This window comes from Fluviicoccus keumensis, from assembly GCF_004217445.1.
Taxonomy (GTDB): domain Bacteria; phylum Pseudomonadota; class Gammaproteobacteria; order Pseudomonadales; family Moraxellaceae; genus Fluviicoccus; species Fluviicoccus keumensis.
In genome coordinates, this window is the sequence record NZ_SHKX01000014.1 from 60,360 (window position 1) to 78,658 (window position 18,299).

Sequence of the window (18,299 nt, forward strand, 5' to 3'; positions counted from 1 at the left end):
GACTCGTCAACGCGGAAAGGCGCGGATTCTAAACCGGAAACGGCGCGGCGTTACCACTGCCATTCGCTGCCCAGACGGGCGCTCAGCCCCTCATCGGGAATGCCGCCTTCGGCGTTATAAAGCGACGGCACGATATTCTGGCGGTCAAACAGGTTGCGAATATCCAGCCAAACGCGGTGGCGGTCAAAACGGCGCTCCAGATGCAGGTCGGTGCGCCAGTAGTCCGGTGCATCCTGTACCGGCAGGTTCGCCAGGCTGTCCGTCATCGTCCGGTCCAGCTGGATACGCTGCACCAGCTGGCATTGCCAGCGCTCCCAATCACGGCCGGCGGTCAGGTTCAACAGGTAGCGGGGAAAGGCGGCGTATTCCAGGCCGGTATTGTTGTTCCGGCTGCGGGTGTACGACACGTTGCCGCCGAAGTTCCAGTCGCGCCAGTGACGGCTGTGGCTCAGCTCGATGCCCCAGGCCTGATTCACGCCGGTATTCTGGTACTGGCTGACCGTCTGCGTGACCGGATTCAGGACGATGCCGTCTTCCCAGCGGCTGCGATACAGCGTCAGTTCGGTATCCTGGCCGGTGCGGTAATACTGCCAGATCCACTCCAGCGTACGGATGGTCTCCGGCTGGATGTCCAGATTCGCCATCTGCTGCGAACCGGGACCGGAGCCGTAACGCTCCGCCGCGCTGGGCGCCCGGAACGCCTCGTTGTAGAGCAGCTTGCCCGCCCAATGGATGCCGCCCTGCCAAACCAGCCCCAGCCGCGGCGAGGTCGCTGTACCGGCATCGGAGTACTGATCGACGCGGGCCCCGTAAACCGCGCTCAAGCGCTCGCCAAGCGCACTGCGGGCATGGACAAACAGGTAGTTGATCTGACGTCCGGTGCCGCTGAACGGGGTATGGATATCCACATAGGGCTGACCGCCGACACCGATGCGTTGCACGAAGGCATCGTCCACCCGCTGCCAGTCCTTACCGACCCCGACGGCCCATACCGTCATCGCCCGGCGGTCCTCCTCGGTCAGCATGACCTTGACCCCGGTGCGTTGGTCGCGGGTGCCCTGATAAATATCGTGCGGACAGAATGTGGGCAGCACATTCGCCTGGGTCAGGCTGGTGCGACACGCCTGGACCGTACCGCCGGTGGTCATGAAGCTGGTGGGGTAGGCCGTGAAATCAAAATGCCAGGTCTGCTCGGCTTGCCAGTGCCAGGCATCCAGCTCCAGCGCCAGGGACTCACCCAGCCGCCGCTGCCAGGACAGGCCCAGCATGCCGAACGAGGATTTCTGGTCGCCGGTATCGCGATCCGCCGCCAGGCTCAGGCTCTGCAAGGCCATCTTCTGCTGCAGCGGCGGATAAAACTGCCTGCCCACGCCCGGGAAGCGGCTGCTTTGATAGTCATCGGCGAACAGGTTGATTTTCAGGAGACCGCCCTTCTCCTCGCGATCGCCGAAATCCGCATGAAGATAGGCGGCATGATCGTTTTCGGCATCCCGGCGTTCACCCGTGGCGGGCTGCCCCGAGGCCGGGTCGTGGTAGGTGTAGTCCAGTGAACGATCGCCATGCCGGGTCAGCGCCGCCCCGCCCCGAAGCGTGGCTCCGCCCGCCGCGTGAAAGCCATTCACCGCCGCCACGCCGTCGCCATAACTGCCGGCCGCGAGGCGCGCCAAACCGCCGGGGCCGGTATCCGGTCCGGTAGTCAGCGCCAGAACGCCGTGAAAGGCATCAGTACCATAAAGCGTACTGCCCGGACCGCGAATCATTTCGATGCCGCCCAACAGGGCTGGCGACAGGAACGGCAGGTCATAGGCGCTGGTGGCGTAGCTGTAGTTGTTGAGCGGCACACCGTCCAGCTGCGTGGCCAGCCCGCGGACGGATATCTCGTTGGCGTAGCCGCGCACCGCCACCATCCGTGCGGAATTCAGCGAGGCGTACGTCGCTACGGAGGGAATCTGCTCCAGCGCCTCTTCAACCGTGCGGGCGCCCCGGCGCTCCCAATCGGCGGGACGCAGGACCGAGACCGAGGCGGCCGTCGTGGCGACATTGCTTTCAAAGGGGGAAGCCACCGACACCTGAAGTTCCATCAGGGACTCCAGTGACAAATCGAATAGCGAGGAGACCTCCTCAGCCCGCACGGAACCGGCTGACAAGGCCAGCAACAGGACGGAGGCCCGGCAGACCCCGCGTCTCGCCTTTAACCGTTTCATTTCCGCAGCTTCCGGGCAGCAGGCGGACGCAGCCACTGATCCAGCAACGTGCGCAGTTCATGGCGCTTGAACGGTTTGGCCAGGATGTCATTCATGCCGGATTCCAGGCAGGCCATGCGCTCTTCAGCCAGGACGCTGGCGGTAACCGCCAGAATGGGCAACGGGGCCATGCCGCGATCCTGCTCGAAGGCGCGATACAGGCGCGTGGCTTCAAAACCATCCATTTCCGGCATCTGGCAATCCATCAGCACCAGATCGTAGCGATGACGCTGCATGGCCTGCAGCGCTTCGCGACCGTTGGACACCACGTCCACCTCGCAACCCATGCCGCCCAGCATGGCCCGCATCACTTCCTGGTTCGTCGGCGTATCCTCGGCCAGCAGCAGCTTGTAGCCCTTGAACTGTTCCGCCGGCTCGTAGGCAATGAAGCGGCCGCTGCTGGAGTGCGGATCAATCAGCGGCGCATCCGATTGCGGCGGCGCCAGCCTGACGCGGATGGTGAACACGCTGCCCTCGCCTTCATGACTGGTGAGGCGGATGGTGCCGTCCATCATTTCCACCAGTTGCCGCACGATCGCCAGCCCCAGACCGGTGCCGCCGTAACGGCGGGCGTGCGAGCTGTCGGCCTGAACGAAGGGCTGGAACAGTTGCGCCTGCATTTTCTCGTTGATCCCGATGCCGGTATCGCGCACCTGGAATTCCAGGGTTGGCAGGCGTCCTTCCGGAGCTGTCAGCGACAGGGTGATCTGCCCGTGCTCGGTGAACTTCAGGGCATTGCTGACCAGGTTGATCAGGATCTGCCGCAAACGGTTGGGATCTCCCGCCAACCGGTGCGGCACGTCGGGCATGACTTCACGCACCAGCACCAGTCCCTTGCGGTGCGCAGGTTCGCCCAGCAGGCTGACGACATCGTCCACCACCTGCACCGGATCGAAATCCAGCGACTCCAGCACCAGATGTCCGGCCTCGATCTTCGAGAAGTCCAGAATGTCGTTGAGAATGGCCAGCAACGCCTCGCCGCAGCCGTAAATGGTTTCGACATAGCGGCGCTGGGTGCTGTCCAGCCGGGTGCCCAGCAACAACTCGGACATCCCCAGCATGCCGTTCATCGGCGTGCGGATTTCGTGGCTCATGGTCGCCAGGAACTGCGATTTGGCGCGACTGGCCGTTTCGGCCGCTTCCTTGGCGTGCTTCAATTCGTCGGTCCGTTGCGCCACCAGCTGTTCCAGCCCCTCGCGGTGCAACTTCAGTTCATGGTCGCGCGCCTCGATCTGCTCCAGCATTTCGTTGAAGCAATCGACCAGATGGCCAACCTCATCATTGCCGCTGAATACGGCCCGCAGGGCGTAATTCTTCTGACTGGACACTTCCTCGGCCGTGCGCGCCAGGTCCAGGATCGGCCCCGTCACCACCGCTCCCAGCCGCAACCCCAGCAGCGCCGCCAACACCAGCGCCAGCAAGGCCAGCAGCGCCAGGATGGTCATGTAGACGCCCAATTCGCGCCAGACGGGCCGGATATCGGCATCCAGGTGCAGGTAGCCGATCTGTTCGTTTTCCAGCAGGATCGGCTCGCGCAGATGCACCTGCCCGGCCAGCCAGTCATTACGGTTGTCCGGCCGGTCGGTACAGCGGGACAAGGGCGTCTTGACCGGCTGACGCGACCATTCGGCGAAGGGAATGCCGCCGGTTTTCAGGACACAGGCATAGACCAGGCTGGCGTCGCTCTGCAGCGAGCCCAGCACATTGGCGGTTTCCTGGGTGTCGTTGAAAGTGAGCGCCGCCTGCGTGTTGTAGGTCGTGATATGCGCCAGCGTCGACAGGCGCAGATGAGTGTCGCCGTGCAGCTTGACCACGGAAATGACGGCGAAGGCCAGCCAGGCCAGCAGCAAGGACGAGCCGGCGCTCCACAGCAGGATGCGACGGAGCTTCTGGTGAAGGGGGAGCTGGGTCAGACGGTTCATGCAGCCTCCCTCATCGCGGCACGCGGGCCAGTTGAAGGAGACGGGCGCTGAATTTCAGCCCCCGCGACTGCGCCGGCGCCAGGTTCACGGCAAACTGGACCCGGCTGCCCTCGACAAAAAGGCTGATGATGCCGCCTTGCCGCCCGAAATCGCGCCGGTCAGCCACGGTCAGCACGGCATCGTTGCCCAGCGCCTGCAACAGCGCGCTTTGCTGCGGATTATCGGGCCCGGCCAGATACAGGATCTTGCAACCGCTGCGGTCCTCACCGCCCGCCAGTGTCCGGACATGCAGCTTGCGACCCTGGGCCTCGCGGCCTTCCAGCTGCCGCAGTTCCGCTTCGACGCTGTCATGGCCGCTCAGGCAAAGGTCAATGGGAGAGTCGGCCCGCTCGAAGGACTCGGCGGGCCACTCCACAAATTTGGCGAAATTGTAAATGAAGGCGGCCTTGATCTCGGACTCGTCCGGCCCGGCCAGCGTCGATGCGGAAACGCCGAAAGCCAGGCAGATGCCCAGCAGGTACGACTTGATCACCGGCGGGCGGCGATATTCCATATCGGGATTCTCAGGAGACTTTTTCTAGTTCTTGCAAGCCATACTAGGCGGGAGCCTCCGGGCTTGTCAAACGCTCGTCCCGGCTCCGTGAACTATTGCACGGCAGGCACAAACCTGTAACCAAACATTACAGCCATGAGACCCCGAAGCCGCTATAAAGGCAGGGTAACTTTTCTGAAACTTCTGGAGAACCGCATGAAAGCCAAGCTTCTTGCCCTCGTCACCCTGATCGCCAGCCCCGTTTTTGCGGATTCGCTGTCGCTCGACTTGAACAATGACGCCCTGCGCCTGAACTATAGCCACGGTTTTGCCAAGAACTACACTGCGGATTTCGCCTGGGTGCATGTCAAGGATCTGGGCAACACCTTTACCGGCGGCATCAACCTGACGCAAAAACTGAGCAACGATTTGGACGCCATCATCGGCGGCAAGGCCGTGTTCCAGCAGCATGACGTTCTGGAAGACGGCACCGCCGTCGCTGTCGGCGGCGGACTGCGTTTCACCCCGCCCGCCAACCGCAAGGTCAGCATCGCCGGGTCGCTGTACTTTGCACCGAATGTCCTGTCCTTCGGTGACATGAAGAACTACCAGGAATTCGAACTGCGCGGCGAATACGCCTTCAGCGACCAGCTGACCGGTTATGCCGGTTACCGCAACAACCAGGCCGACTATGACAAGCGCAAGAATGTCGACCTGTATGATGGATTGATGGTCGGCGGCGAGTTCCACTTCTAAGCCCAGGCCGCATCCGGCCCTCCCCGCCCGGGGAGGGCTTCCACCCTTCCGCCATTGCGTCACCCCTTCCCCCTACGCTAAACTCTCCACCGTTCCCGAGGGGTGCTGCAACAGCCGCTGCAAAGGCTGCCAGGCTCGGCGAATCACTTCATACAGTTGCCAACGACACCCGCCTCTACCTCAATGGAGTCTTGTCATGACTATGACAACCGTTGGCGACTACAAGGTTGCCGATATTGCCCTGGCCGACTGGGGCCGCAAGGAAATCATCCTCGCCGAAGCCGAAATGCCCGCCCTGATGGGCTTGCGCCGCAAGTATGCTGCCGCCAAGCCGCTGGCCGGCGCCAAGATCATCGGCTGCATCCACATGACCATCCAGACCGCCGTGCTGATCGAGACGCTGGTGGAACTGGGCGCGGAAGTGCGCTGGTCTTCGTGCAACATCTTCTCCACGCAGGACCAGGCCGCCGCCGCCATTGCCGCCGCCGGTATTCCCGTGTTCGCCTGGAAGGGGGAAACCGAGGAAGAATTCTGGTGGTGCATCGAGCAGACTGTGCTGAAAGATGGCCAGCCTTGGGACGCCAACATGATCCTGGATGACGGCGGCGACGTGACCTGGATCGTCCACGAAAAGTATCCGCAGATGCTGGACCGCATCCACGGCATCACCGAGGAAACCACCACCGGCGTGCACCGCCTGATCGAAATGTGGAAGAAAGGCACGCTGAAGGTCCCGGCCATCAACGTCAACGACTCGGTCACCAAATCGAAGAACGACAACAAGTACGGCTGCCGCCACTCGCTGAACGACGCCATCAAGCGCGGCACCGACATGCTGATGGCCGGACGCCGCGCGCTGGTGATCGGCTATGGCGACGTGGGCAAGGGCTCCGCGCAGTCGTTGCGTCAGGAAGGCATGATCGTGCGCGTTACCGAAGTCGACCCGATCTGCGCCATGCAGGCCTGCATGGACGGCTATGAAGTGGTGTCGCCGTACCTGAACGGCATCAACACCGGCAAGGCCGCCGACATCGACACCCGCCTGCTGGGTGAAACCGACCTGCTGGTGACCACCACCGGCAACACCAATGTCTGCGACGCCGCCATGCTGGGCGCGTTGAAGAACGGCGCGGTGGTCTGCAACATCGGCCACTTCGACACCGAAATCGACACCGCCTACATGCGTGAAAACTGGCTGTGGGAAGAAGTGAAGCCGCAGGTGCACAAGGTTTACCGCACTTCGCCGAATTCGAAGCTGGACCCGTCCAGCCCGAATTACCTGCTGCTGCTGTCCGAAGGCCGCCTGGTCAACCTGGGCAACGCCACCGGCCACCCGTCGCGCATCATGGACGGCTCCTTCGCCAACCAGGTGCTGGCGCAGATGTACCTTTACGAGCAGAAGTTCGCCAACCACTCCGACGCCGTCAAGGCCGGGATGCTGAAGGTGGAAGTGCTGCCGAAGAAACTGGACGAGGAAGTGGCCGCCGCCATGGTCGCCGGTTTCGGCGGCGTGCTGACGCGCCTGACCCCGACCCAGGCCGAGTACATCGGCGTGAATGTGGACGGACCGTACAAGCCGGATACGTACAAGTACTAAGCTACAGACGGAAGCGGGCCGCCAAGCGCGGCGGCCCGCTTGCCCAGGATTCCATCATGTCCAGAAACATTCCCATTTCCTTCGAGTTCTTCCCGCCGAAGACGCCCGAAGGAGCGGAGAAACTGCTGACCGTGCACCAGCAACTGTCGGCGCTGAACCCCCAGTATTTTTCCGTGACCTACGGTGCGGGCGGCTCCACCCGCGAACGCACGCTGAGCACGGTGTTCGACCTGCAGGCCATCGGTCCCGCGCCGATCGCCCCCCACCTCTCCTGCATCGGCGACTCCAAGGCCGCACTGGCCGGCCTGCTGGACGGTTACAAGGCCAAGGGCATCAACCGCCTGGTGGCCTTGCGCGGCGACCTGCCCTCCGGGCAGATGACGCTGGGCGAACTGCCCTATGCCCGCGATCTGGTGGCCTTTGTGCGCGAGCACAGCGGCGACCATTTCCACATTGAAGTGGCGGCCTATCCGGAGATGCATCCCCAGGCTGACAGTTACGAAGCAGACCTGCGCAACTTCATCGCCAAGGCGCAGGCCGGGGCGGACAGCGCCATCACCCAGTTCTTCTTCAACGCCGACGCCTACTGGCACTTCATGGACCGGCTGGCGCGTGCAGGGGTGACCATTCCGGTCATTCCCGGCATCATGCCCATCACCAACGCCTCCAACCTGATCCGGTTCTCGGACAGCTGCGGCGCGGACATTCCGCGCTGGCTGCGCAAGCAGCTGCTGGCCTACGGCGACGACAGCGCCAGCATCAAGGCATTGGGCGAAACCGTGGTGGCGCGGCTGATCGAGGAGCTGATCCAGGGCGGCGCCCCGGCTTTCCACTTCTACACCATGAACCAGAGCGAGGCGACGACGCGCCTGGTGAAACTGAGCGGCTTGGCCTGACAAGCAGCGGCTGTCCGGAGGGGTGCATGCCTTGCGCCCCTACTCCCGGACTCCGCGCCACACGTTCACGCCCAACCCCATGACGGCCGTTGTTCCCAAGCCAACCGCCAGCCAGGCCAGACCGCCCCGGTCGAACAACCAGCCGCCCATGACCGGCCCCGACGCACTGCCCGCCGTATAGCAGACCACCAGCACCGAGGTCGCGCGCACCAGCGCCTTGCCCTGCAGCTTGTGCCCCAGTTCGACCATCGCCAGCGTGTAGATCACCCCGCCCATGCCGCCAAAGACAAAGCCGGTCAGCCACAGCATCCACCACAGCTGCGCGCCCCAGGCCCATAACCCGGCCGATACCAGTGTCAGCAGGCTCCAGCAGGCGGTTTCGATGCGGAACAGGCCCCAGCGGTCGCTGAGATGTCCCGCCGGGGTTTGCAGCAAGGCGCTGCCCGCCCCGATCACGGCTCCGAGCCAGGCGGCTTCCTGCACGGAGAAACCCAAGCGCAGGCTGAGGCCGGGCAGCATCGAGGCGCTGCCGCTTTCCAGCAGGCCGCTGATCAGCGACACCCCGGCGATGCCGGCCACCAGGCCTTTCCAAGGGGTGTCGGAGGCGTTTTCGGATGTCGTTTCCAAACACTCACCCGCCGGGGCGACGTGCGGCAGCCAGCGACCGGCGGCCAACGTCGCCAGGCCCATGCCGAAAGCTACCCAGAATGGCGGTCCGCCAACACGGTCGATCAGCGCCAGCAGCACCGGCCCGGTCATCATGCCGATGCCGACACAAGTCTCGAACAGGCCGACGTAGAAACCGCGCCGGTCCGGCGGTGCGATCTCGGCCAGCCAGGCCTCCCCCGTCACCCAGATGACCCCCACCACCACGCCCAGCAGCCAGCCCAGCAAGGCCCACGGCCAGTACCCTTGCGCCAGCGCAATCAGCCCGAAGCACAGCACCAGCGCCTGCACCGACCGCCTGAATACCCGCTCGCGGCCAAAGCGCGGCGTGACATGGGAGGCGAGCAGCGAGCCGCAGAAAATGCCCAGCCACATCAGCGTGGCGACAAAACCGACGGCGGTGGCGCTGAATCCCTGACGGGTGAGCACGAAGGCGACATGGGTCATCGCCACGAATTCGGCGGCAACCAGCAGGAAGTAGATGAAGGGAATGGCCCAGAGGGCGGCGCGCGTATCGCGGGAAATCAAGGACAGTCTCGGAAGGACGGGGACGACAGGATTATGGCAGATGCCGGACCCCTGTCGTCCCTTTTGAGGCGGAGTATCAATCCTCCCAGATCACCTTTTGCTTGCGTGTCACCCAGTGACCGGCATTGGGCATGTACCGCTCTTCGATGACATTGCGCTTGATCTTCATGGTCGGCGTCAGGAAGCCGTTCTCCATGGTCCACTGGTCCTTCACCACCACCACGTAATCCATGGCCTCATGATCTTCCAGTGACTGATTCACTTCTTCCAGCAGGCTGTGAAATTCGCGGGTCAGGGTTTCCTTGTCGATTTCGCCACGCTCCAGCTCCTTGATGGCGTCCAGCGACAGCATCAGCAGGCCGAAGGGTTGCGGTTCGCTGGGGCCGGTGACGCACACCACTTCCACCTTGGGATGGTTGTTGAGCTTGTTCTCGATCGGCACCGGCGCCACGTACTTGCCCTTGCTGGTCTTGAACAGTTCCTTCACCCGGCCGGTGATGCGCAGGCGGCCGCGCTCGTCGATCTCGCCGCGATCTCCGGTCATGAAGTAGCCGTCCGCGGTCATTTCCTCGTCCATCTTGCCCGGCATCTTGTAGTAGCCCAGCATCTGGCCGGGGCTCTTCACCTGCACCTCGCCGTTCTCGGCAATACGGTGCTCAACGCCGGGATTCACCGAACCGACATAGCCGACACGCATTTCCCCCGGCTTGCTGGCATGGGAATAGGCGAAGTTTTCGGACATGCCGTAGACATCCAGCAGTTCCAGGCCGAGATCGCGGTACCAGGCGATGATGTTCGGCGGCAGCGGCGCGGAACCGGTCAGCGCCGCGCGAACCTGGTCCATGCCCAGCTGCTTCAGCACTTTCTTTTTCACCAGGCTGCCAAGGATGGGGATATTGAAAAGGATCTTCTGCTTCTTGGCGGGCAGCTTTTCATGCACGCCCAGGTAGAACTTGGTCCACAGGCGCGGCACCGAGAAGAAGATGGTGGGCTGGGCGCGCTGCAAGTCCTGCTGGAAGGTATCCAGTCCTTCGGAGAAGAAGACCTGGAAGCCGAAATAGAGCGAGGTGGTTTCCACCGCCGCGCGCTCGGCAACATGCGCCAGCGGCAGGTAAGAGAGCATGCGTTCCTTGTTGCTGAAGCCCCAGATCGACTCCATGCCGTTGATGATGACGATCATGGTGCGGAAGCTGTGCATGACGCCCTTGGGACGGCCGGTGCTGCCGGACGTGTAGACGATGGTGGCCAGGCTGTCGGGATCGGGCAGCTCGGGATTGGTCAGCGGCGCGGTCTGGGCGATGATGTCATCCCACTGCGGCACGTTCAGCTTCGGCGACAGCGGCATGCCGATGATGGGCAAGCCTTCCGGCAGCACCGGCGCGATCTCCTTCCAGCCGTCGGCCTTGCCGTCCATCTTGCCGAGCATCAGTAGCGCGGTGTCGCTGTGCTCCAGAATGTAGCTGAAGGTCTCGCCGTTCAGGGTCGGGTACAGCGGCACGGTGACATGCCCCGCCATCCAGATGGCGAGGTCGGCCATGATCCAGTGCGCGGAATTACGGCCCAGCAGGCCGATGTTGCTTTTCGGCGGCAGGTTCAGCGATTGCAGATACGCGGCCATGCGGCGGACTTCATCGCCAACCTGCTTCCACGTGTATGTCTTGACGACCCCGTTACCGCAAGGCTGGGTCAGGTAAACATTGTCGGGGGTATGCTTTTCCCAGTGCAGCAGGCAATGGACCTGCGTCGCGCGTTCGTTGGCGTTGCTCATTTATTGTGATCCTGTTCAGGTTATTCTGGGTTTTGGGCAACCATATCACCGAGCGACTGCCCGATAAAGTCCCGCATCAGGCGCAGATAGCGTCTTTGCTGCAGATGTAACACATGGTTACCCGGGAACCAGTGCATGCGGCTCCTTGTCCAATGCTTGTGCAGGAGCTGCACATAGCGCGGAGCGGTGAAACGGTCCCCTGCCCCGCCGATCACCAGGAGGCGATGCGGGTCAATGACCGGTTGCCAGGTCAGCGGCGAGTGGATGGCCAGCAGGCGGCGGAAGTCGGCGACGCCCAGACCGCTGGCGGGAATCATCTTCCGCAGCAGCGCGCCGCTGGGCGTCCATTCCAGCAGCATGTCCACCGGCGACACCATCGGCGAGTTGGGGATGGCGAAGGCCAGCCGCTCGTCGGCGTTGGCCAACAGCGCGGTAATGTAGCCGCCCAGGCTGAGGCCGGAGACGCCGATGGCGGGCACGCCGGTGCGGTAGAGGTGATTCATCAGGGTGCGGACATCGAAGACGCTTTGCAACATGGCTTCGTTGGCGTGGCAGAGGCCGTGCGCCAGGAAGTGGAAGCCGCTCCACGGCGAGGGCGACGGCTGGCGCGCGCCGTGGAAGGGCTGGGTGACCAGCACGATATCCAAGCCCTGGTCGTAGAACCATTTCAGCGAGAACATCAGGCTGTTCAGCCAGTACGGCGAAGCGAAATAGCCGTGGATGAAGATCATGGTCGGACGCGGGCCGCCGGGATGCGTCCAGTGCTGGAAACTGACCTCGCGGTTGGCGGCATGGCCAAGGTAGCTGTCGCGGACGGCGGGGTTCAGGGGTTCGTAGGCGCTGGTGAAGACGCCGTGGTGGTGCGGGGTGGCCGGGCGGTAACCCGTCCACGGGGCGCTGACCTGGCGCACGACCGGATGGTCGGGGGGCGCAAGGAATACGCGGGACGGGTCGCCGAGGGCTGCGAGGTCGCCGTAGAAGGCGACGGCGTCCAGTTCGCGCTGCCGGATTTCCGGGAAGGCCAGCAGCGGGGTCAGGGCGCTGCTGACCATGGCGGCGAGGCCGGTGCGCAGGACGCGGTCCATGGCGGCGGAGCCGTGGACCTTGAGGGGGAATTTGGCGTCGAGGTGGGTGGGGACGGTGTGGCGGTAGTAGTCGTCGGGGAGGGTGTTCCACCAATGGGTTGATTGTTGCATGTTGAGGGTCTGCTGCACGTTTGGGTTGTAGGGTGGGTTGAGGTACGAAACCCACCGATGATGTTTGTTTACAGGGTGTCCGCCTGCCGCGGGCCCTCCTTTTGTCTTGGCAAAAGGAGGCAAAACCGCGTCCTACGCCAACAACTCGCGGACGGGCGGTTCGTTGTCTGGAGGCTTTGCTTCCATCCCTTCGTTTGCGGACATGTGGCTCGGACAGTTGGCTGCGGACCGCCTTTTGGGGGTGTAGCTATGTGTAGGGTGGGTCTGGACCCACCATCCGGCCTCTTTTCAGAGACATCCGGCGGGTCGCGACCCACCCTACGCAGCAGATGCAGACAGTCAGTCCTTGCGGTACATCGTGATGACGCAGGCGCCGCCCAGCCCCAGGTTGTGTTGCAGGGCAATGCGCGCGCCTTCCACCTGCCGCCTGTCCGCGGTGCCGCGCAGTTGCCAGACCAGTTCGGTGCATTGGGCAAGACCGGTGGCGCCCAGCGGGTGGCCCTTGGACAGCAGGCCGCCGGAGGGGTTGGTGACGTATTTGCCGCCGTAGGTGTTGTCGCCGTCCCAGATGAATTGTTCGGCGCCGCCTTCGGGGCACAGGCCCAAACCTTCATAGGTCAGCAGTTCGTTGGCGGTGAAGCAGTCGTGCAGTTCGACGACATCAATATCTTCCGGGCCGATGCCCGCCGCTTCATAGACCTGGCGGGCGGCATCCTTGGTCATGTCGTAGCCGATCATCTTGATCATGCTGCGCGGTTCGAAGCTGCTGGCGAAGTCGGTGGTCATGGCTTGCGCGGCGATGTAGACCGCATTCTTGATGCCATGCTTGGCGGCGAATTCGTCAGAACACAGGATGGCGGCGGCCGCGCCGCAAGTCGGCGGGCAGCACTGGAAGCGGGTCAGCGGGTCGAAGACGTCTTCCGAGGCCAGCACTTCTTCCACCGAGAGTATCTGGTTGAACAGGGCGAAGGGGTTGTTGCTGGCGTGGACGCGGGCCTTGGCGGCGATCTTGGCGAAGGTTTCGCGGCGGGTGCCGTACTGCCAGCGGTATTCGCGCCCTGCCCCGCCGAACATCTGGGCGGCGGGCGGCGCGGAGTTGAAGCCTTGGGCATCCATCATCACCTGCACATGCTGGTCCATGGGCGGGATACGGTCGTTGAACTTGCTGCCCAGCGCGCCGCGTTCCATCTTCTCGAAGCCGATGGCGAGCACGCATTCGGCCAGCCCGCCTTCGATGGCCTGACGCGCCAGGTACAGCGCGCTGGAGCCGGTGGAGCAGTTGTTGTTGACGTTGACCACCGGGATGCCGGTGAGCCCCAGTTCATAGACGGCCCGCTGGCCGCAGGTGCTGTCGCCGTAGACATAACCGGCGTAGGCCTGCTGGACTTCGGCATAGGCAATGCCGGCGTCCTTGAGGGCGTTGAGACCGGCCTCGCGGGCCATCTCGAAGTATTCCGGGCTGGAGCCGGGCTTGGCGAATTTGGTCATCCCGACACCGATGACATTGACGCGACGTTTCATGATGTTTTCTCCTGAGGCATTTCTCCCTCTCCCCTTGTGGGAGAAGGCCGGGGGCGTAGGCGGGGTTTCAAGCAGCACCGCTGCTTGCCGCCGAAGCGCCCGCGCGATGCAGCGCGCTGGCTGGAGAGGGGTGCGGAAAGCGGCCTGAGCACACCGTCAGCTCAAGCGCGACCGCCCTACCCCTCTCCCTAACCCTCTCCCACAAGGGGAGAGGGGACTCTCTTAAACCAAACCACCCAGTACGCTGAGTTGCCGCGCCAGCGCCACCTCCCCGTCCACGCGCACCTGCCCATGCTGGTACAGGTCGCGCAGGTCAACCTTGCCTTGCGCCAGCCGCAGCAGGTCGTCGTCGGCCAGCGTGACGGTCGTCTGGGCGGGCACGCTGTCCGCCACCGAACCGACGCTGGAGCCGTCCAGCAACCAGCACCCGACCTCCGGCACCTTGATCAGCAGGCTGCCGTTGATGGGCTGACCGGCCAGCCTCTTGCCCAGGGCTTCCAGGATTGCCGGGGCATGCGCCGCCTTCGCCGCTACAGCCGCCGGAGCATTGCCGCCGGACGCTGTACCGCTGGCCAACCGCTTCACTTTCGCGGCCTCGTAAGCCTTGCGATCAATCGCCTGCAAGGCGATCAGCTTGTTGGACGCCATGATGTTGCCGGTGACCTTGAGCTTGCCGCTGAAGAACAGCTTCTGCACATCGGCCAGCGAGCTGGTGACGATGGCGGGCATCAGTTCCGCGTCGATTTCCAGCGTCACATCGGCCTTGTCCGCCGCGCCCTGGCCGCAGGCGCCGCCGCCATTCTTCAGGTCGAGGAACCATTGCGAATCCGGGTTCTTCAGGTTGAACTGGAAGACGGTCTTGGTCTTTTCCACCAGCTCGGGGTGACCGCCGAGATAATCGGTGATGGCGCTGAATACGTCGGACGGTTCCAGCGGTGCATCCGCCGCCGCGACCGGAGCGGCCGCCCCGCCGCCCGCCGCCACGCGCTTGGCGCGCTCTGCTTCATAGGCGGTGGACGGAATCTCCTGCAGCACGATCAGCTTGTTGGAAGCCATGACATTGCCGCCGATCTTCAGCTTGCCGCTGAAGAACAGCTTCTGCACATCGGCGAGCGAACTGGTGACCACGGTCTGGATATGCTCGCTGTCCATGTCCAGCGTCACGTCGGCCTTGTCGGCGACACCGGGCTGGCAGACGCCCTGCCCGTTCTTCAGGTCCAGCGTCCAGCTACTGGCGGGGTTCTTCAGGTTGAACTGGAAGACGGTCTTCACCTTGTCCACCAGTTCCGGATGCGCGGCGACATGGGCGGCCAGCACGTTGAACACGTCTTCCGGCAACAGTGCGGCGGAAGCTCCGGTCGCGGCGGGCGCGGGTGCCCCGGCCGCAGCCACGGCAGCAGGCTTCGCCTTCACCTGCGGGATCTCGGCGTAGAGCTCGACGGCAGCATTGCGGATCACCACCGAGTCGCGTTCCTTGACCTTGGTCTCGACGATGACGCGCGTGTCGCTTTCCTTCCACATGCGGGTGATCAGGGTTTCACCGGGGAAGACGCTGTCGGCGAAACGCACCTTGATGCTCTTGAAACGGCGGCCGTCGTTGCCGCAGAAGCTCTTGATGACGTGGCGGCCGACATAACCGAAGGTGCACAGCCCGTGCAGGATCGGCTTTTCGAAGCCAAAGGCGCGGGCGAAATTCGGGTCGGCATGCAGCGGATTCCAGTCGCCGGACAGCCGGTACAGCAACGTCTGGTTGTCGGCGGTCTTTTCCTCGATCACCGCGTCCGGTTCGCGCGCGGGAGGGACGTTGACATCGCCGGACGGCCCGCGATCCCCGCCCCAGCCGCCCGCGCCGCGCACGAAGGTGCTGATTTCGTTGTAGGCCAGCTTCTCGCCGGTTTCATCGACGGTATCCACCGCCATCACCACCACCGCGTGCGGCGCCTTGTCATAGGCTTCCTTGAAGCGGAAGGTGTGGGTGAGCTTGGCGTGCGGCGGCAGCGGCCGCAGGATTTCGGTGAACTGCTCGCCGTGCAGCACGCGGTCAAGGCCGTAATTCAGGCCTTGCAGGCTCTTGCCGTCTTTCGCCAGGTTCAGGTAGGCGTTGAGCGCGGGCATGACGCCATAGGTCGGCAGCGCCTGGAAGCCATCGCCCAGTTCGTAGGTGAAATGCAGTTCGGATTCGTCCAGCGGATTGGCCGCCGCGCCCACGCCCAGCGCGTACAGGGCGAGGTCGCGTTCATCGTAGGCGTTGGTGGTGACAATCTGGTCCTTGCTGGCCGCGTCGAGGTCGATGAATTCGTTGCCGCCCAGACTCTTCTTGTTCAGGTTGGCTAGGATGGTGCCGAAGGACTCGTTCGTGGTGCTGGGGTGTTCGCTGTCAGTGAAGTCGGTGATCTTCGACCACTTGCCGGCGATTTCATCCATCGTCATGGCGCGGCTGGTGTTGAAGCTGTGGCCCTGCGTGCGCTCCCAGCGCAGCTTGCCGATGTAACCCGCGCCGACTTCAAACAGGCCCTTGGTGTCTTCGCAATCCTCATGGCATAGCCATGCAACCAGCGGACTGACGTATTCAGGCTTCAGCAACGCCAGCATTTCCGGCGGCAGGATGGTTTCAGTCAAGCGCGACGCCGCCAGCGGGGCGATCGTGTTCACGAGGATGTTCTTGCTACGGCCCTCTTCCGCCAGACAATGCGCCAGCCCGAGGATGCCCAGCTTGGCCGCGCAGTAGTTGGCCTGCCCGAAGTTGCCGTAGATGCCCGCCGCCGAGGTGGTCATGATGATGCGGCCGTAACCCTTCTCGCGCATGATCGGCCAGGCGGCGTGCGAGACGGACATTGATCCCTTCAGGTGCACGCGGTACACCAGGTCCCAGTCGTCCTGTGTCATCTTCTGGAAGCTGACATCGCGCAGGATGCCGGCGTTATTGATGACGATATCAACCGTGCCGAAGGCGTCCAGCGCCGTCTGCACAATCGCCGCGCCGTTTTCCACGGAATCATAATTCGCGACTGCCTCGCCCCCCGCCGCCCGGATTTCTTCCACCACGGCATCCGCCGCCGCCGAGGACTTGCCGTCGCCGTGACGACCGCCGCCGAGGTCATTGACCACTACTTTTGCACCGCGTGACGCCAACAGCAAGGCATGCTGGCGGCCAAGGCCGTTACCCGCGCCGGTGACAATGGCGACGCGGCCATCAAATCGAAGTTCCTGGGACATGGGAAAACTCCTGTAGTAAATGGGAGAAGAACCGCTTTACGCCCTCCTGTGGAACAGGGGGGCTCCCCGCAGGGGTGGGGGGTTGCGGACAGCGGCCCAAACAGAAAGCTCTGTTAGAAAAATCCTGTTCAACGCACCGCCGTTACCCCCCTGGCCCTGGCGGGCCGTCCCCCCTGCCTTGCAGGAGGGAGTAACCGCTATCTAAAATCACCACATAGCATCAGGGCGACCGAAGTCGCCCTGATTGTCACCGCATCAGATCGATCGTGAGATCAGTTCCTTCATGATCTCGTTGGTGCCGCCGTAGATCCGGTTGGCGCGGGTGTCGATGTAGGCGCGGGCGATCGGGTACTCCAGCATGTAGCCGTAGCCGCCGTGCAGCTGCACGCACTCGTCCACCACCTTGCTCAGCAGGTCGGACACCCAGTACTTGGCGGCGCAGGCCGCTTCCACGCTCAGCTCGCCCTTCAGCACCTGCTCGATGCAGCGGTCGGTGAAGACGCGGGCAATCTGGATTTCCGAACGCATTTCCGCCAGCTTGAAACGGGTGTTCTGGAAGGAGGACACCGGCTTGCCGAAAGCCTTGCGCTGCTTGACGTATTCCACCGTCGTCGCCAGCGCGCCTTCCGCCCCGGCGGCGCACATGATGGCGATCATCATGCGTTCCCAGGCCAGTTCCTTCATCAGCATGATGAAGCCCATGCCTTCCATGCCCAGCAGGTTTTCCTTCGGCACGCGCACGTTGTCGAAGAACAGCTCGCAGGTATCCTGACCGCGCATGCCCACCTTCTTCAGCGGCTTGCCCTTGGTGAAGCCTTCGCTCTTGGCGTCGACGATCAGCAGCGACACCGCACCGGCGCCGGCAGACACGTCGCCGGTCTTGGCCACGACCACGGCCATGTCGCACAGGTAGCCGTTGGTGATGAAGATCTTGGAACCGTTCAGCACGTAGTGGTCGCCGTCCAGCACCGCGCGGGTCTTGATGGCCTGCAGGTCGGAACCGGTGCCCGGTTCGGTCATGGCGATGGCGCTGACCACTTCCCCGGACGCCATCTTCGGCAGCCATTGTTGCTTTTGGGCTTCGTTACCAAAGTTGTTGACGTAGTTGGCGACGATGTCGGAGTGCAGCGAGAACCCGGAAGCGGAGTCACCGGCGCGGGCCTGCTCTTCCATCATGATCACGCTGTACAGACGATCCACGCCCGATCCGCCGTACTCTTCCGGCATGGTCGGGCACAGCAGTCCCAGCGCACCGGCTTCGTTCCACAGGCTGCGGTCGAGGTGCTGCTGCTCTTCCCACTTTTCATGGAAGGGCGCGATCTTCTCTTCGAAGAAGCGACGGGCGGTGGTGCGGAAAGCCTCATGATCGCTGTTGAACAGGGTGCGCGGGATCATCGGGGCGACGGGTTGGGGGATATGCAGGTTGCTCATCGGGGTCTCCTTCACTTACAATACGGA

Annotated in this window: 12 protein-coding genes and 1 riboswitch; of the genes, 3 read left to right on the forward strand and 9 right to left on the reverse strand. The window is 63.5% G+C overall.

From position 1 onward, the window contains the following. Nucleotides 1–50: 50 nt before the first annotated feature. From EV700_RS13565 to EV700_RS13575, 3 genes are read right to left on the reverse strand one after another with little or no spacing between them, the layout of a single operon-like run. Nucleotides 51–2,204 (reverse strand): TonB-dependent receptor plug domain-containing protein, encoded by a 2,154-nt coding sequence (locus EV700_RS13565; RefSeq protein ID WP_130414717.1) that lies wholly within the window; start codon nucleotides 2,202–2,204, stop codon nucleotides 51–53. Further along, on the reverse strand, nucleotides 2,201–4,165 hold the full coding sequence (locus EV700_RS13570; protein ID WP_130414719.1) for an ATP-binding protein: 1,965 nt from the start codon (nucleotides 4,163–4,165) through the stop codon (nucleotides 2,201–2,203). The genes EV700_RS13565 and EV700_RS13570 overlap by 4 nt, the downstream gene beginning before the upstream one ends. Nucleotides 4,166–4,175: 10 nt before the next feature. Beyond that, on the reverse strand, nucleotides 4,176–4,718 hold the full coding sequence (locus EV700_RS13575; RefSeq protein WP_130414721.1) for a TOL_0243 family YfiR-like periplasmic protein: 543 nt from the start codon (nucleotides 4,716–4,718) through the stop codon (nucleotides 4,176–4,178). Nucleotides 4,719–4,913: 195 nt separating this feature from the next. Here EV700_RS13575 and EV700_RS13580 point away from each other — a divergent pair, with 195 nt between their 5' ends. The 3 genes from EV700_RS13580 (at nucleotide 4,914) to metF (ending at nucleotide 7,946) form a co-directional block, all read left to right on the forward strand. Further along, nucleotides 4,914–5,453, forward strand: a complete 540-nt coding sequence (locus EV700_RS13580; protein WP_165391484.1) for a YfaZ family outer membrane protein — start codon at nucleotides 4,914–4,916, stop codon at nucleotides 5,451–5,453. 91 nt (nucleotides 5,454–5,544) lie between these two features. After that, nucleotides 5,545–5,631, forward strand: a riboswitch (S-adenosyl-L-homocysteine riboswitch). 18 nt (nucleotides 5,632–5,649) lie between these two features. Further along, on the forward strand, nucleotides 5,650–7,050 hold the full coding sequence (ahcY, locus tag EV700_RS13585; protein ID WP_242610272.1) for an adenosylhomocysteinase: 1,401 nt from the start codon (nucleotides 5,650–5,652) through the stop codon (nucleotides 7,048–7,050). Between the two features lie 56 nt (nucleotides 7,051–7,106). Next, complete coding sequence (gene metF / locus EV700_RS13590) at nucleotides 7,107–7,946, forward strand: methylenetetrahydrofolate reductase [NAD(P)H] (RefSeq protein ID WP_130414725.1); 840 nt, start codon at nucleotides 7,107–7,109, stop codon at nucleotides 7,944–7,946. A 39-nt stretch (nucleotides 7,947–7,985) separates the two neighbouring features. On the opposite strand, the gene EV700_RS13595 is transcribed toward metF, so the two are convergent. The 6 genes from EV700_RS13595 to EV700_RS13620 form a co-directional block, all read right to left on the reverse strand. Further along, nucleotides 7,986–9,140 (reverse strand): MFS transporter, encoded by a 1,155-nt coding sequence (locus EV700_RS13595; protein WP_130414727.1) that lies wholly within the window; start codon nucleotides 9,138–9,140, stop codon nucleotides 7,986–7,988. Between the two features lie 76 nt (nucleotides 9,141–9,216). Next, entirely contained in the window at nucleotides 9,217–10,908 is a 1,692-nt protein-coding gene (locus tag EV700_RS13600) for an AMP-binding protein (protein ID WP_130414729.1), read from the reverse strand. Nucleotides 10,909–10,928: 20 nt separating this feature from the next. Further along, entirely contained in the window at nucleotides 10,929–12,104 is a 1,176-nt protein-coding gene (locus EV700_RS13605) for an alpha/beta fold hydrolase (protein ID WP_130414731.1), read from the reverse strand. A 339-nt stretch (nucleotides 12,105–12,443) separates the two neighbouring features. Then, the gene (locus EV700_RS13610; protein WP_130414733.1) at nucleotides 12,444–13,625 is read right to left on the reverse strand and encodes a lipid-transfer protein; all 1,182 of its coding nucleotides are present in this window, start codon (nucleotides 13,623–13,625) and stop codon (nucleotides 12,444–12,446) included. 222 nt (nucleotides 13,626–13,847) lie between these two features. Further along, nucleotides 13,848–16,841 carry an SDR family NAD(P)-dependent oxidoreductase gene (locus EV700_RS13615; RefSeq protein ID WP_130414735.1) on the reverse strand — a complete coding sequence of 998 codons (2,994 nt, stop codon included), beginning with the start codon at nucleotides 16,839–16,841 and terminating at the stop codon, nucleotides 13,848–13,850. 255 nt (nucleotides 16,842–17,096) lie between these two features. After that, nucleotides 17,097–18,272 carry an acyl-CoA dehydrogenase family protein gene (locus tag EV700_RS13620; RefSeq protein WP_130414737.1) on the reverse strand — a complete coding sequence of 392 codons (1,176 nt, stop codon included), beginning with the start codon at nucleotides 18,270–18,272 and terminating at the stop codon, nucleotides 17,097–17,099. Nucleotides 18,273–18,299: the final 27 nt, after the last annotated feature.

Coding starts and splice junctions, on each gene's coding strand:
- EV700_RS13575 (WP_130414721.1), bottom strand. CDS start 4,718: ATGGAATATCGCCGCCCGCCGGTGATCAAGTCGTACCTGCTGGGCATC.
- ahcY (WP_242610272.1), top strand. CDS start 5,650: ATGACTATGACAACCGTTGGCGACTACAAGGTTGCCGATATTGCCCTG.
- EV700_RS13615 (WP_130414735.1), bottom strand. CDS start 16,841: ATGTCCCAGGAACTTCGATTTGATGGCCGCGTCGCCATTGTCACCGGC.
- EV700_RS13570 (WP_130414719.1), bottom strand. CDS start 4,165: ATGAACCGTCTGACCCAGCTCCCCCTTCACCAGAAGCTCCGTCGCATC.
- metF (WP_130414725.1), top strand. CDS start 7,107: ATGTCCAGAAACATTCCCATTTCCTTCGAGTTCTTCCCGCCGAAGACG.
- EV700_RS13620 (WP_130414737.1), bottom strand. CDS start 18,272: ATGAGCAACCTGCATATCCCCCAACCCGTCGCCCCGATGATCCCGCGC.
- EV700_RS13600 (WP_130414729.1), bottom strand. CDS start 10,908: ATGAGCAACGCCAACGAACGCGCGACGCAGGTCCATTGCCTGCTGCAC.
- EV700_RS13605 (WP_130414731.1), bottom strand. CDS start 12,104: ATGCAACAATCAACCCATTGGTGGAACACCCTCCCCGACGACTACTAC.
- EV700_RS13610 (WP_130414733.1), bottom strand. CDS start 13,625: ATGAAACGTCGCGTCAATGTCATCGGTGTCGGGATGACCAAATTCGCC.
- EV700_RS13565 (WP_130414717.1), bottom strand. CDS start 2,204: ATGAAACGGTTAAAGGCGAGACGCGGGGTCTGCCGGGCCTCCGTCCTG.
- EV700_RS13580 (WP_165391484.1), top strand. CDS start 4,914: ATGAAAGCCAAGCTTCTTGCCCTCGTCACCCTGATCGCCAGCCCCGTT.